Source organism: Pedobacter sp. N23S346 (genome assembly GCF_048515415.1).
Lineage (GTDB): Bacteria > Bacteroidota > Bacteroidia > Sphingobacteriales > Sphingobacteriaceae > Pedobacter.
This window is the reverse complement of sequence record NZ_JBLYEE010000002.1, coordinates 423,874-440,482: the sequence shown is the minus strand read 5'-3', so window position 1 is coordinate 440,482 and position 16,609 is coordinate 423,874. Positions and strand designations below refer to the sequence as shown.

7 protein-coding genes are annotated in these 16,609 nt (G+C 40.2%); all 7 read left to right on the top strand.

Annotated elements, in window-relative coordinates; translation table 11 throughout:
- Positions 1 to 573: 573 nt before the first annotated feature.
- From ACN1CD_RS05620 to ACN1CD_RS05590, 7 genes are read left to right on the top strand one after another with little or no spacing between them, the layout of a single operon-like run.
- Positions 574 to 7,608, top strand: coding sequence for an SDR family NAD(P)-dependent oxidoreductase (locus tag ACN1CD_RS05620; protein WP_419129342.1), 7,035 nt, complete (start codon positions 574 to 576; stop codon positions 7,606 to 7,608).
- A gap of 15 nt (positions 7,609 to 7,623) precedes the next feature.
- Positions 7,624 to 11,859, top strand: coding sequence for a beta-ketoacyl synthase N-terminal-like domain-containing protein (locus ACN1CD_RS05615; protein WP_419129341.1), 4,236 nt, complete (start codon positions 7,624 to 7,626; stop codon positions 11,857 to 11,859).
- Complete coding sequence (locus ACN1CD_RS05610; RefSeq protein WP_419129340.1) at positions 11,847 to 12,146, top strand: acyl carrier protein; 300 nt, start codon at positions 11,847 to 11,849, stop codon at positions 12,144 to 12,146. Before ACN1CD_RS05615 ends, ACN1CD_RS05610 begins: the two co-directional genes overlap by 13 nt.
- A complete protein-coding gene (locus ACN1CD_RS05605) occupies positions 12,134 to 12,898 on the top strand; it encodes an alpha/beta fold hydrolase (RefSeq protein ID WP_419129339.1) in 765 nt (254 codons plus the stop codon). The genes ACN1CD_RS05610 and ACN1CD_RS05605 overlap by 13 nt, the downstream gene beginning before the upstream one ends.
- A 15-nt stretch (positions 12,899 to 12,913) precedes the next feature.
- Positions 12,914 to 14,116: a glycosyltransferase gene (locus tag ACN1CD_RS05600; RefSeq protein ID WP_419129338.1), complete on the top strand. Its 1,203-nt coding sequence runs from the start codon at positions 12,914 to 12,916 to the stop codon at positions 14,114 to 14,116.
- Positions 14,117 to 14,127: 11 nt separating this feature from the next.
- A complete protein-coding gene (locus ACN1CD_RS05595; protein WP_419129337.1) occupies positions 14,128 to 15,330 on the top strand; it encodes a glycosyltransferase in 1,203 nt (400 codons plus the stop codon).
- On the top strand, positions 15,330 to 16,607 hold the full coding sequence (locus tag ACN1CD_RS05590; RefSeq protein WP_419129336.1) for a condensation domain-containing protein: 1,278 nt from the start codon (positions 15,330 to 15,332) through the stop codon (positions 16,605 to 16,607). The genes ACN1CD_RS05595 and ACN1CD_RS05590 overlap by 1 nt, the downstream gene beginning before the upstream one ends.
- Positions 16,608 to 16,609 lie beyond the last annotated feature (2 nt).

Below are 16,609 nucleotides of genomic sequence, written 5' to 3'. Positions count from 1 at the left end.
AGTGTATTTTTTACAATAAGCTTTTTATTGTCTTATTTAATGATACATATTTGTATGTTTAATAATTCATTCGAAATCAAAAGAAAAGTATATATTTCATTGCTAAATAATAACAAATAATCTATTTTAATGTAGATGATATTATACGTGTGTAATGATTTATCATTCATGATTTTAGTCTAATAATTTTTTCTAAAATTCTATTAACATGCTTCAAATGCATTTAATTAATGATTAGATAACAAAAACATAACTTAAACACTTCATTAAGTTTTATCGCCATAAACTATATTTGTATAATAATTTAGTTAAAAAAGTATTTTTTATTGTCTTTTAATATTTTATTTATACATTTATATTGTATTTTTAGTAAGCTATTCACTTTATTCATTATCTACGAATAGCAATTGATTGCCATATAAGATTAATACATTAGTTGTATTAATAATACACACAAATAGATAGCTTAACTACTATTTAAATGTGTGAAATGAACCAGCAAACCATCTTTTTCATCACTCAATATTGGTTACATCCAGCTTGAGTGATTATTGAACTAAAGACCTTCATACCATGAACAAACACCTTCTACTTGGGATCACACCCTTCGAAATCCCGGATGCAAGACTAGTATCTAGTTTAGCAAAAACCTCTTGCTTCCCTATTCTTTGTCTTGGTCATGACCAAGACAAAGCTGAGCAGGCATTAAAAAGCCTGAGCGAACAAGCGGCAATTGATTATGGCGTTTGTTTTAACACTGATGAATGGCAAAATCTTAATTTACCTGATCAGGTGAGTTTAATTATTGCACCTTTTGGCTTCGAGTTTAAAAATAAACCTTCCGTAAAAGTAATCTACCAGGTCTTTGATCTTGAATCTGCAATAAAAGCGAAGACAGCAGGTGCAGACGGTATTATTGTAAAAGGAAATGAAGGTGCGGGAAGAGTAGCATATGAATCATCATTTGTACTGTTTCAGCGAATTATTAAAGAAGTTACAGATCTGCCCGTATGGGTTCAAGGGGGCGTTGGCCTTCATACTGCTGCATCATTAGTTGCTCAGGGTGCAGCAGGGGTAATTTTAGATAGTCAGTTTGCGCTTTTCCCAGAATGTTCCGCTCCTGCAGAATTAAAATCAATCTGTGGTAAACTAAGCGGAACGGAAACTAAATTAATCGACAATCATCGAGTGTTGGTTCGTCCAAATTCCCCACAATTAGCTGAAAACGATCAGAATTACCAAAATCTTAAAACTTATTTCGGTGGCTACGATTTGAATGCAAACTACCTGCCGATGGGCCAGGACATTAGTTTATCTATAGATTTATTTGAAAAATACAAAAAGCTGGAAAAACTCATATTTGGTTTCAAAGCATCCATTTTTGGTCATTTAAAACAAGCAAAATCTTTAAACGCCATTAGTGCAAATAATGCACTGGCCAGAGATCTGAACATCAAATATCCAATTGCCCAGGGCCCGATGACAAGGGTAAGTGATGTACCGCTTTTTGCCGATGCGGTTTCAGAAGCTGGTGCTTTATCATTTGTGGCACTTTCACTCCTTAAAGGCAATACAGCTAAACACCTCATCGATCAAACCAAAGAATTAGCAGGAAGTAAAACCTGGGGAGTTGGTATTTTAGGCTTCGCCCCGCAGGAGCTTCGCGATGAACAGCAGGAATACATTTTAGCGGCCAAACCATCGGTACTATTAATTGCTGGGGGAAGACCTTCGCAGGCTAAACCCTTTGAAAAAGCAGGGATCAAGACATTCTTACATGTTCCATCTGCTGCCTTATTGGATATGTTTTTAAAAGAAGGGGCAAAAAGATTCGTATTCGAAGGTAGAGAATGTGGTGGTCACGTTGGTCCGTTATCCAGCATGGTGCTTTGGGAGAAACAAATCGAACGTCTTTTAAAAGAAGAAAAGCCTGAAGAAATCAGTGTTTTCTTTGCTGGTGGTATTCACGATGCATTTTCAACCGCATTTATCTCCATTATGACTGCTCCGCTTGCAGCCAAAGGAATGAAAATTGGCGTGCTTATGGGTACAGCCTATTTATATACCAAAGAGGCGGTGAGCACAGGTGCTATTCTTAATAAGTTTCAGGAAGAAGCCATGCAGGCTCAGGAAACGATTCTGCTTGAAACCGCCCCAGGACATGAAACCAGGTGTTTAAATTCCGCTTTCGCGAATTATTTTAATGAAGAAAAACTCAAATTACAGGCACAGGGAATTGATAAAAAGTTGATCTGGGAAAAACTGGAAAGCCTGAACGTTGGCAGATTAAGAATAGCGGCTAAAGGAATCGAAAGACAAGGTGATCAGCTGATTGAAATGAGTGAAACAGAACAGACTGAGCTCGGTATGTACATGATTGGTCAAATTGCACCAATGCATAAGGAAGTTATTTCCTTGATAGATTTACATGAAGATGTTGCAACTAAAAACTACGATTACATTGATCAGGCGATTCTTTCTGCACCACCAGAAAATAAAGACAAATCATTAGATGTTGCTATTGTGGGAATGGCTTGTATTTTCCCGGGAGCTAAAAACCTTGATGAATACTGGCGCAATATTATTCTTGGAAAAGATTCTGTAACTGAAGTACCTGATGAAAGGTGGAACAAGGAGCTTTATTATAATCCCGAGTCTACCGCCGGAGATATGTCGCACTCCAAATGGGGTGGTTTTATTCCGCGAATAGACTTCGATCCACTGGAATTTGGTATTCCTCCACAATCGCTTGCTGCCATTGAACCTACCCAACTCCTCACCCTTTTGGTTGCAAAACAGGCCATGCAACATGCTGGTTATGGTGATCAGGGTGTTGATAAAGAAAATGTTTCTGTAATTATCGGTGCCGAAGGAGGAAACGACCTGGCCAATAGCTATAGCTTCAGGTGTTTTTATAAACAAGTGTTTGGCGAAATGCCACCTGAAGTTGATGCTGCACTTCCTAAAATGACAGAAGATTCTTTCCCGGGGATTCTGGCTAATGTAATTTCTGGCCGGGTAACGAACAGGTTAAATCTAGGTGGACGAAACTTCACCGTTGATGCCGCCTGTGCTTCATCTCTTGCAGCTATTGATCTGGCTTGCCAGGAACTTTTCCTGGAAAAATCAGACATGGTACTGGCAGGTGGTGCCGATCTTCATAATGGGATCAATGATTATTTAATGTTCTCCAGCACACATGCCTTATCAAAAAAAGGAAGATGTGCCACCTTCGATGCAGAAGCTGATGGAATTGCCCTTGGTGAAGGGATCGCCATGGTGGTGCTGAAAAGACACGAAGACGCACTAAGGGATGGAGACACTATTTATTCGGTAATTAAAGGTGTAGGTGGCTCAAGCGATGGCAAAAGCCTCGGCTTAACCGCTCCCCGCAAAAACGGACAAATTAATGCCCTGGAAAGAGCTTACAGTCAGGCTGGAATTATGCCTTCTGGCGTTGGCTTGATTGAAGCACATGGAACGGGTACGGTTGTAGGCGACAAAACAGAAGTGAGCGCTTTAACAGATATGTTGAATGAAACCGGCGCAACTGCCGGGCAGACACATTTAGGCTCTGTAAAAACGCAAATCGGTCATACGAAATGTGCCGCCGGTATTGCTGGTTTAATTAAGACCGCACTTGCAGTTTACCATGGAATTAAGCCGCCAACCATTAATCTAAAAACACCGAATAGCTTCTATAATGCTAAAACGAGTCCGTTTGCTTTCCATACTGAAGCAGGTTTATGGCTGGAAGAAAAACGTTATGCTGGCGTAAGTGCTTTTGGTTTTGGTGGAACAAATTTTCATGCCGTGCTAGAAAGCAGCAAGAATGTAGAAGACCAATATCCAATCTTGAAATCGTGGCCTTCTGAACTGTTTGTTTTTAGAGGTGATACTTATGAAGAAGCAAAAACATTGCTTACAGATATTAAAACGCTCCTGGAAATAAATGATCAGCTGGCGCTTAAAGATATCGCTTTTAGCTTGGCAACAGTTTCTCAAATGGAAATCCAGCTAAGCATTGTCGCCAATAATGCAGAAGACCTGGTGATGAAAATTGATTTGGTTTTATCAGGTATCGAAAGTAAAGACACCTACAAAACCAATGTAAAAGCAGGCAAGGTGGCTTTTTTGTTCCCAGGTCAGGGCAGTCAGCGGATTAATATGGCCAGAGATCTTTTTGTGGTTTTCCCGGAGATGAGAAAATTGTTGAAGGACTACCCTGCTTACGAAAAAATCCTTTTCCCAAGTACCGTATTTGATCCGGAATCTGCTAAAATTCAAAAAGAAAACATTAAAGATACGCGAATGGCTCAGCCATTACTCGGTATTGTAGATCTGGCGATTGCAAAACTGCTCCAATCATTAGGTATCCAGCCAGATATGGTTGCAGGCCACAGTTATGGCGAATTGCCTGCGCTTTGTTTTGCAGGTGCTTTTGAAGATAATCAACTGGTTAAATTAAGTGCAGAAAGAGCACAATCGATCTTAAATGCCGTAACCGATGGTGATCCGGGAAGTATGCTTGCCGTGAGCGCCAAGCGTGAAGATTTAAACGAATTGTTGTCGGGAATAGATCATGTTTATCCTGTAAACTTCAATGCACCAACCCAATGTGTAATCGCAGGATCGACGCCAGGTATCAAAAATCTATCTGCCAAACTCAAAGAAGCAAAGATTTCTTTCCGCCAGTTGGAGGTAGCCTGCGCCTTTCATAGTCCGGTAGTGGGCAAATCGAAAGAACTTTATCAGGAAGTTTTATCTAAGGTTACCTTCCACAATATTGAGTTGCCTGTTTGGTCAAATACCACTGCAAAAGAGTATCCAAAAACTGCCGACGCTATTAAGGAGCGTTTAACAGATCATTTGGTTCAGCCGGTACTTTTTGTAGAGCAGCTGACCGATATGTACAATGCTGGTGCAAGGGTCTTTATCGAAGTTGGACCGGGCAAAGTGTTAAGCGGACTTGCAAAAGCTTGTATTGGCAAGGATGAAACCATCTTCCACACGGAAGATCAGGGGCAAAATAAATTGAGCAACCTGCTCGGAACGCTTGCCAATTATATTTCCACCGGAAGAACGATCAACCTTGAAAAATTATTTGAAGGAAGGTCTACACAATTTATCCAGATAAATAACCCAATACTTTATAAAAAGAGTCCGGCCATCTGGTATGTAAACGGTCAACATGCTATACCATCAACTGGAAAACTACCTGAAAACGGAGCCGCCCCAATCACCAAACCGATTATCCTTATGAAAGAAACGCAAAGCCAGCACCTTAACCAACAGGTTCCATCATCAGCAAAAGATATGATGATGCAAGAGTACCTGCACAGCATGAAAGCTTTAATTCAGGCACAACGTGATGTGATGCTTTCCTTTTTAGGTCAAAATCCATCGGTACAAATGCCCGCTTATCAGCAACAGCCACAAACCAACTATCAACCCCAACAACCCATCAAAATTGAAAATCAGTTGATTGGCCAGGTAGAACTTTCACCTGTGATGGAAGTGAAATCTGCGATGTTGGTACAGAAAGATATTAAACAAGTATTGCTACAGATTGTGAGCGATAAAACAGGTTATCCGCAGGAAATGCTGGGCATGGAAATGGATTTGGAAGCAGATCTGAGTATCGACTCCATTAAACGGGTAGAAATTATTGGTGCATTGCGTACAGAACTGGGCGGTTTTTCTGAACTAAATCTTCCGGAAGATAAAATAATGGAGCAGCTGGCAGGTTTAAAAACACTGAATAGTTTAGTACACTGGATTACCGACAATACGCAGCAACAAGCTCCTGAAATTCAGGTAGTAATTTCCACAAAAATCGCAGAACCACAAAAACTTTCTGTAGACCAGTTAACAGCTGCCATACTAGATATTGTGAGTGAAAAAACAGGCTATCCTAAAGAAATGCTGGGGATGGATTTAGATCTCGAAGCTGATTTAAGTATAGATTCGATCAAGCGGATGGAGATCATTGCCTCACTTAAAGAAACTGTCGGTTTCGGTACTCAAGGTGATCAAAATGATGATTTAATGGAAAAGTTAGCAGCCATTAAAACACTGAATAGTTTGGTAAACTGGATTGCTGATATCGAAACTGAAAGTACCGAAGTACTGATAGAAGCTAAAAAAATAATAGAAGATAGTATTGATGACCAAACAGTTAAAGAAAAACTTTCGCGTTTGCGTTTCGAACTCACACCTGCCGCCCTCACCATTACAGAAGCTGCGATCTTAAAAGGACAGCGTTTTGCATTAACCAATGATGGCGGCGGACAGGCCCTAAAAATTAAGGCGATGCTCGAAAAACATGGCGCCATTGCAGATGTGGTAAGCTTTGAAGATTCATTAGACAATTATCAGGGCTTAATCATCCTCAACATGTTCGAAGCTCAGAAAAAGGTTGGTATTTTGGATCATTTCTCTACCATTAAAAAACTAAACTTCGAAAAAGTAAAATGGGTATACCTGATTGCAGATACAAAAAGATATTTCAATGCAGAATCAGACATTTCCTTCCTGAGAAATTATCAGGGCTACTCTGGTTTCTTCAAAAGTCTTGATCGGGAATATGAACACACAAAATGTCGCTTTATCAGCCTGGAAACTAAAATGTCGGCAGATGAAATCGCTAATGTAACACTGAATGAAATTCTAAATCCGGATAAACCGTCAGAAATCATCTATAATGATCATAAAAGACACATTATGGAATTGGTACCTACACAACTCACTACAGATACCGGTGAAGATCACATCACATTAGATCAGGATGCCGTTGTAATGGTTTTAGGTGGAGCTCAGGGAATTACAGCAGAACTAATGATTCATTTTGCGAAGGATTATCCATGTAAATATATACTGGTCGGGCGCTCTGCAAATCCTCAGCTAACTGCTCACGAAGAGACAACGAAGTTGGAAACTAAAGATGAAATCAGGCAGTATATCATCAAGCAGGGGCAATTTGCTAAACCGGTTGAAATTGAACAGGAAACCAACCGAATTTATAAGAACAATCAGATTCTCCGCTGCATTTCCATGCTAGAAGATGGTGGTTCTACTGTGGTTTACGAATCACTGGATTTAAGAGATGAAGACGGTTTAACCCGGTTAATCAATCAGGTTTACCAGGAATATGGAAGAATAGATGGTGTGGTTCATGGTGCTGGTTTATTGGAAGATAAGTTATTCAGCAGCAAAACATCGGAGTCTTTTGAACGGGTTTTCGACACCAAAGTAACGCCATTACGTGTATTAGCCGAACAACTCAGACCCGAAACACAGTTTGTGATTCTTTTTTCAAGCATTGCATCAGTTTATGGCAACCGTGGACAAACCGATTACGCAGCTGCTAATAGTGTGATGGATAAATATGCCTGGGCATTGAAACAGAAAATTAAAGGCAAAGTAATGGCTATAAACTGGGGACCGTGGAAAGGTGCCGGAATGGTTTCGCCTACGCTGGAGAAAGAATATCAACGTCGTGGAATTGCCCTTATTCCCCTGCAAGATGGAATGGAAACCTTCCTTAATGAATTAAAATATGGTAATGAAAGTCAGGTGTTAATCATGGCTGGCAATACCTGGACTTAACAGAACTCAGTTAGTATGATGAAGAAAAGCGATGTTGCGATTATTGGGATGTCCTGTATTTTTCCCGGGGCGAAGAATGTGCAAACGTTCTGGGAAAATATACTCAATGGCATTGATTCTACACAAACTGTTCCAGCCGATCGCATTGATCCGGTCCATTTTGATAAGTCTGTTACTAGCGTAGATCGTTTTTACTGTAATAAAGGAGGTTTCATACCTGAATATAGCTTTGATCCTCAACGCTTTGGGATTTTACCCCTGGCTGTGGAAGGTACGGAGCCCGATCATTTGATTACACTCGATCTGGTGCATAGTGCCATGGAAGATGCGGGTATTTTTGAAAGAGATTATAACCTGGATAAAACGGGGATAATCATTGGTAAAGGTAACTATACAGGTCCGGGAGCTACAAGAGCGATCGAAATTGTAAGAACCGGAGAACAGATTTCAAGTTCGCTAAGAGATCTTCTTCCCCAGTTATCCGAAGCAGACCTCGAAAAAGTAAAACATGAATTTCAGTTGAGAAAAGGTCGTTTCAGCGCAGATACTGCGATGGGATTAATTCCCAATTTGGTTGCATCACTGGTGGCTAACCGATTCAATTTGGGTGGCTTAGCTTTTACGCTGGATGCTGCTTGTGCCAGCTCGCTTCTGGCCATCGACCATGCCGTACAAGAACTGAATAGCGGCCGTTGCGATATGGTAGTTGCCGGTGGCGTACACTTAGGACAAAATGCCGCATTCTGGAGTATTTTCTCCCAACTGGGCGCACTGTCTAAACAGGAAAAAATAAAACCTTTTGATCAGCATGCTGATGGATTAATTATTGGTGAAGGTTGTGGATTTGTGGTGTTGAAAAGATTGGAAGATGCCATTCAGGATAAAGATAAAATCTATGCGGTGATTAAAGGAATCGGCGTAAGTAGTGATGGCAGTGGTACAAGTGTGATGAGCCCATCTGTTAAAGGTCAGATTAAGGCCGTTGCACAGGCCTGGGGAAATTCAGCACTCGAACCCAAAAATATCGGCTATCTGGAAGCGCACGGAACTGGAACGCCGCTTGGTGATAAAACCGAGATTGAAACATTAAAACAATTTTTTGGTCAGGATGAAAGTTTGCCAAAAGCAGGAATTGGCTCTGTAAAATCTAACATTGGCCACGCCATGCCAGCTGCAGGAATTGCCGGATTAATTAAAACTACCTTGGCCTTATATCATGGTGTAATCCCTCCTACCTTGCATTGTGATGAACCATTGGCACAGCTGAAAGAAACCAGGTTTTCAGCCGTCCAAAAGACAATCAATTGGGAACAGTCTGGCCTGCCGAAACTGGCTGCGGTAAATGCGTTTGGCTTTGGCGGTATTAATGCGCATGTTGTTCTCGAAGCATTTGATCAACCCAAAAAAGATGAAGTTGTTGTACTCTCCCGCCATACGCATCAGGAATTAGTTGCAGCGCTCGAAAACGAGGATTATAGTCCTGGAGCAGGAAACTTTCGGATTGCGATATTTAATCCTACAACCGACAGAATCAAAAAAGCGATTAAAATTGTCGCGAAGAATATCCCCTGGAAAAACAAACAAGACATTTGGTACAGCAATAATCCATTGCTTGATGGAGCTGGAAAAATAGCTTTTGTTTTCCCGGGCTTAGATGGTTTATCTGGCGGAGAAGTAAACACTGTGGCTGATTATTTCAATATTAAGATCGGTCAGCAGGAAACTAAAGATGGCTTGTTAAGTGACGCGCTTCAAACGTTAAATAAAAGCAGTGTTTTGGATCAGGCATTGAAAACCTTGGGGATTAAATCAGATATGAATGCTGGCCATAGTTTAGGTGAATGGCTTGCAGCAAGATCTTCAGAACTTGCCGAAGAAAGTTCAGTGATGAATTTACTTAAAATATTAACTCCAGAAACTTTCGAGCTTAAAGAATCCCGTTTCATTGCCATTGGCTGCGGTATAGAAGCGCTTGGTACTGTTATAGAAAGTATTCCCGAATTGTATGTTTCAAATGATAACTGCCCGCAACAGGTCATTCTTTGTGGAAGCAAAAATGCATTGGAAGAACTGGTTCCGGTTTTAAAAGAAAAACAGATTTTTCATCAGATTTTACCTTTTCAATCGGGATTTCATTCTCCTTTTGTAGCAGATAAATTAGAGTTGATTTTATCGGGCATGCAGGATATGCAGTTCAGAAAAACAACCACGCCACTATGGTCGGCCACTACGTTGGAAACTTACCCGGAAGGTTTTGACGCCATCCGCCAGTTAAGTGCAGAGCATCTGATTAAACCAGTTCGCTTCCGCGAGTTGACGGAAAAACTGTATCAGGAAGGTGCAAGAGTATTTATCCAGGTAGGTTCTGGTGGTTTAACTGGCTTTATAGATGATACCCTGAAAGGCAAAGAGATCAGCACCATTAGCGCAAATGTTCCCATCCGGTCGGGTATCACACAATTGCAAAGGGTGATAGCGGCCTTATTTGTAGAAGGAAAAGAAGTTGGACTGGATTTTCTGGGTCATATAAAATCCAGTCCTGTAGAAATAAATAAGGGAATTAAACTTGTGCTTGGTTCCCCGATTATCCATAATCTCCAAACGCTTAAAGGGTTAAGTATTCAGAATCAGCCGAAAGCAAAACCTGTATTTGCAGATACCCTTCATCCTGTTTTAAACGCATTTAATGAGAATGTGCTGGAGATGATCAATATGCAGGAGGAAATGATCGAACATTTTGGAAAGATCAATTTCGATCCGCAAAACAATACTAATTTTCTACCTCAGCAAGATTTAAAACAGGAACGGAAGCCTTTCACTGAAACACTTGATGTGAGTTTAGATAACTGCCCGTATCTGATTGATCATTCGCTGCTGCGGCAGCCAAAAGGATGGCCAACGGTAGAAGATATGGATCCGGTAATCCCTATGACGATGATCTTTGAAGTTTTCGCTGAAATTGCCAATGCGCAATCTCCTTCAGAAAAGGTTCACAAAATCATGAATATGCGCGTTTTCCAATGGATGAATGTGGTAAAACCGTTTCAGGAAACCGTTATTGGAGAATGGAAAGATGAGGAAACTGTTTACCTCAACCTGGATCGCTTTGCGAATGCCGAAGTAAGGCTTTCTCAACATTTTAATGCGGCACCAAACCGTGATTTCAATATTGGCGAAAAGTTAAATATTGACCGGACAACTGAAGAAATTTATGATGCACACATGTTTCATGGCCCTGGCTACCAGGGTATTAAAAAACTCGTAGCAGTGGGTAAAAACGGAATCACCGGATTAATCGAATCTGCTGGTGGCAAAGGTTCTTTATTGGATAATGCCGGACAACTTTTTGGTTTATGGCTCCAGCTTACACTAGAGAAAGATCGCATTGCTTTTCCTGTGAAGATCCAGGAAATAGAATTTTTCGGTGATATGGCCGATCAGGATGGCACTTTTGAATGCACTTGTGTACTAACGGATTTGAACGATGAATTTGCAACTGCTGATATCGTAATGAAAAAGGAAGGCAAAGCCTGGCTAATCATTTCCGGATGGCAAAATCGCCGCTTAGAGATCGATGAACCACTTTGGAATGTATCTATGTCACCACTGCGCAACCGCTTATCGGCAGAAATTGCGCCTGGAGTTTTCCTATTTGGAAATGCCTATTCGAGAGTGGTATCATGGGATTTTATTTTGAAAAGGTATTTCAACCAGACCGAGAAAAAACACCATAACAGTCTCTTACCAAACAAAAGAAAAACGTGGATGATCAGCCGGGTGGCCGCAAAAGATGCCGTTAGAAACCTGTTGAATACACAGAAACAAGAAGCCTGCTATCCCATCACTTTCGAGATTTATTCAGATGAATTTCGCAAACCTTTTGTGAAAGGTGGTTTGACAGATGGCATCCATATCTCTATTGCACATAAGGGAACAGATGCCGTTGGCATTGCCAGATTTGACAAGCCGGTTGGAATAGACATAGAAACCATCGAAGAAAGAAGTCCTGCATTTTTCGATCTGGTTTTTAACAACCACGAACTCAAACTGCTGGCGCAGCAAGAAAGAACAGAATGGGCAACCCGTTTCTGGGTAGCTAAAGAGGCTTACGGCAAATTTTTAGGGAAAGGCTTACAGGGAAACCCCAAGGCTTATACCGTAGAGAAGATAAATGGTGAAGAATTGACCATTAACAACATTACAATCAAAACAATTAAACATAAAAACTATATCATCGGATGGACACTTTAACAACTACAAAATTAAGCAGCGAAGAGATTTTTGATCTCATGAAGAAATTTATTACGGAGGTAATTGGTGAAGAGTTTGTGGAGGAAATGGACATTACACCAGAAAGTTCTTTTACCAAAGATCTGGAAATGGATAGTATTGAAATTGTTTCCTTTTCAGAAAAAATTAAAGCCCATTTTGGTGATCAGATCGATTTTACAGGTTGGTTGTCATCAATGGATTTGGATCAGTTGATCAATCTGAATTTAGCAATGATTATCTCTTACATCGAAGAATGCCAATCTTAAACATAAATAATAAATCAGTACATGTTCAGGAGCTCAACGAAAATGCACCTGAAACCATTGTATTGGTACATGGCATGTTCAGTAATTTATCTGTGTATTATTTCAACATTGCCCCTATTCTGGCTACCCGGTTTCATGTGGTGCTGTATGATTTGAAAAGTCATGGGATGAGTGAAAAAACGCTGACAGGTTATGATTTGGATAGCATGACTGATGATTTGTTTGCTTTGATGAATGTATTAAAATTAACGCAGGTTTATTTGGGTGGATACAGCTTTGGTGGTTTAATCGCCTTAAAAATGGCCCTGCGTTTTCCAAGTCTGATCAAAAAACTGGCTATAATTGAAGCTCCGGATCCTAGTGATGAAAAAGCCAGAGGCATTATTGAAGAGTACAGTCGGGAATTTTTAGAAAATTATGTAGAGAATTTCACGGATACCACCAAGGTTAAAATGGGAAAGCGACAAATGGAAAAGAACCACCGGATGTATGAATATCTCTTCTATCAAACTTCGATTAAAGATGATATGATTTTGGAAAAAGATTTCTTTGAGGATGGTGGCATTAATCAACTCGGTCAGGATGTGCTATTGCTTTACGGTTTGACATCAAACTGTCTTGAAGCTGGTAAAAACTTAAACCAAAAAATTAAAAATTCATCAATGCAAATTATTGATGGCGACCATAACATTCCGATACAGGAACCACAGCTTATTGGGGAAGCGCTATTGGATTTCTTTGAACGAAAATAAAAAACATTAAGGCGTATGGCAAAATTTGTATTCATTGTACCTCCATTAACCGGCCACATTAATCCAACACTAAGTTTGGGTACTGTTTTATTGGAACGCGGTCATCGGGTCGGCTGGATAACCTTAGATAAATCACTGACCGATAAACTACCGCTTGGTGGCGAACTCTTATTGATTGCTTACGATGAAAATGATCAGCAAAAAAAAGAGGCAGAAAAATACCTGGACATTATCACTAAAAAAATAGTTTACGGAATTGATAGTGTTAAATTTTTGTACGAAGAAGTGTTAATTCCACTTAATAGACATAGTTACGAAGGAATTGCTACCCTATTGGATCAGTTTATGCCAGATTTGGTCATTACAGATCATCAAATGTTTGCTGGTGCAATGGCCGCATTTAATAAAAATTTGCCCTACGCTACTTCCGTTACCGCTCCTGCAGCAATAAAAGTAATGGATGAATTGCCTAAAGTTCACGAGTGGGAAGTGCTTCAAATCACTGCTTTGCAACAGGAATTTGGCATTCATGAATCAAAGAACCTTGCTACTTCCGAACTGCTGACCCTTATTTTTACCTCCAGAGATTTTTTCGGAGAAATGGCGTTGCCAGATCACTTTAAATTTGTCGGACCTGTTTTTAACCGTCGGCAAGTTGAAATTCCATTTAATTGGGAGGCTTTCCATTCCATTAGCCAACCAAAAATTCTGGTAAGCATTGGTACCACCTTTGATCATGAGCATAAAAAAAGCTTTTTCAGCAAAGTTATTGAGGCATTTGCCTTCGAGAATCTTCATGTAGTTGTGGTTTCTGACCCAAATTTATTTGACGAATGGCCAGATAACTTCACGGTTCAAAAGCAAGTCCCTCAGGTAGAATTGTTACCTTATTTAGCTGCTGTGGTATGCCACGCCGGCCACAATACGGTTTGCGAAAGTTTAATGCATGGTCTGCCACTCATTGTGATTCCAATCGCTTACGATCAAAGTCATGTGGCTGGAAGAGTCTTTAGAGTAGGCGCCGGAGAACGCTTAAATTTCAATCGCTTTAAAGCTAAACACTTATTAGAAGCTACAAATACCATTCTTGAAAACCCATCTTACCAGGAAGCTGCCATAAAAATTAAGCAATCATTTATCAATGCTGGTGGCAATGAAACTGCTGCCGATTTACTGGAAAATGCCAGTCGTGAAGTCATTAAAACATTCATCAGTTAAACCAAATCTATATGTCGAAATTTCTATTCGTTGTTCCTCCTTTTTTTGGTCACATTAGCCCAACGCTAAGCATTGGTGCAAGTTTACTTGCCCGCGGGCATGAGGTAAAATGGTTCGGAATTACCACTTTGGCTGAAGCCCACCTCCCTCAGGGTGGCGAATTTATTTATCCAAAGGAAGATTTATCGTCCTATGCAGAAGAAATTGACCGGATTTTAAAACGCCAGGATGATGGACCAGCATGCTCCGGTCCTGAGGTGATGAAACTGGCCCTCGAAGAAACCTATGTTCCTTTTGCCAGAATGATGATGCCTGGACTGAATAAATACGTTGACCAATGGAAGCCAGATGTTATTATAAATGATTGCATCACTTTTGCCGGTGCGCTATGTGCACATTTGAAAGGTATTCCATCAGTTACAACTACTCCGGTACCACCAGATGTTATGGGTGATACTGCGACTAGTGCTCCGAAAATTTTTGAATGGCAGCAAAACCTGATCTTCGGTTTACAGCAGGAAGTTGGGATTTACAGCGATGAGATTCATATTCATTCCCATCAGTTGAATATGGTTTTCACTTCTCAAACTTTTGCAGGCTTTAATGAGAAGCTTCCACACATGCAATTTGTAGGCCCCGTAAAAGGTAGGCCAAATCAGGCACCTTTCGATTGGGATAGATTGGCAAAAGCCAAAACGCCAAAGGTTTTTGTCTCTTTAGGTACTTTATTAGTTGATATCCGTGCGGCATTTTTTCAAAAATTAATCGATGCCTTTGCCAATGAACCGATTACTATTATTGCGGCAACCAATCCGGATATTTTCGAAAGATGGCCGGATAATTTTATTGTAAATGGCTTTGTTCCGCAGTCTGAATTGATGCCGCATATGGATGCCGTGATTTGTCATGGTGGCTTCAACACTGTAAACGACACCTTCACAAATGGCCTGCCGATGTTGATTACGCCTATTGCTTATGATCATTTTCATACCGCAAAACTGATTGAACAGGCGGGATGTGGAATCAGTATCAGATACAAAAGACTTCGGATTTCAGATTTAAGAAATACCGTTTTCGAACTATTGGAAAATCCGAAATACCGTCTGGCCGCTCAAAAAATCAGGGAGACCTTTATTGCAGCCGGAGGAAACGACAAAGCAGTTGAGTTATTGGAAGATTTCGCGAAAAATAACAGCGTTTTAGAACCTGCCTGATGAATCAAATGAAAAGGAAATTACTCTTCGGTGAAAGGATGCTTTATGGGGATGGAAAGAGTCCGTTTAATATGGTTATTCCATTTAAAATAAAAGGACAAATTGCTGAAGACAGACTCAATCTGGCGCTCTTAAACATTCAAAAAAAACATGCGTGGTTAACCGCATCTATAGAATTTAATGAATTTAAAACACCTTGGTTTATAACTAATTCACCAGAATCATTTAAAGTTTCTGTTCGTATCATTGAACGTGTAAGTGAAGAGGATTGGAAGCGGGAATCGGAACGGGAATGGAATATCTCTTTTGATGCCACAAAGTCGCCACTTTTTAGGGTTGCCTGGATTAAGGGCGAAGAATTTTCGGAGTTTTTACTGGTTTTTCACCATTGCCTTTGTGATGGCACAGCAGGCCTTTCAATCTTGAAAGAACTCCTTTTATTGCTCGACAATCCTGAGGTTAAAATCGGTGAGGAAATCGCTATTCAAAGTATCAAAGATATTGTTCCTGAGCAGGTATTAAATAGTTATCGGAAACGAACAAAAAATAGAATAATTGGCAAGATCGCGACATTAGCCTTATGGATTATTCCGGTTAAAAAAGTAGCTGTTGACAGAAAACGCGACTTTCTGCTCCATTGGAAACTGGATGAGCAGCTAACCAGTAGCATTTTGGTTTTTTGTAAATCGCAGGGATTTACGGTGAATACCTTTCTCAGTGCGATTGTATTAAAGGCATTTAAAGAAGTGCAGGCAGATAAATCATTTAATAAAATATCTCTTCCCGTTGATATCAGAAACCTGAACCCATTAATAAAAAAGGATCATGTTTTTGCTTTTGGGTTGATGATTGTGCTCTCTGCCGGAAAGCAAAACGATTTCATAGATGGTGTGAAGCAACTTCAGAAAGATGTTGACCGTAAACTGGCAAAACTCGATCCGTATGCTTTAATGATGATGATGGAAGCCTGCCATCCTTCTTTAGATAATTTTAGCAACCTTTTAAAGTATGGCAAAACCAGTAACGATTGTATGTTCTCGAATTTGGGAAAGCTGGATTTTCCGGATAATTATGAAAACTTCGAACTGGAGACCATTTGCAGTCCTTCTGTAATCGGGCCATTAGGGAATACCACCACGATCCTTACCTCAACTTTTAGAAAACAGATGGATTTTTCGTTTGTGGCCAGTGAGGGTTACGTTGCCTTTAAGGATGCAGAGCTAATTAAAGAAAGAGTGATTTCGCTCCTTAAAGAAAATATTGGCACATACAATTAACG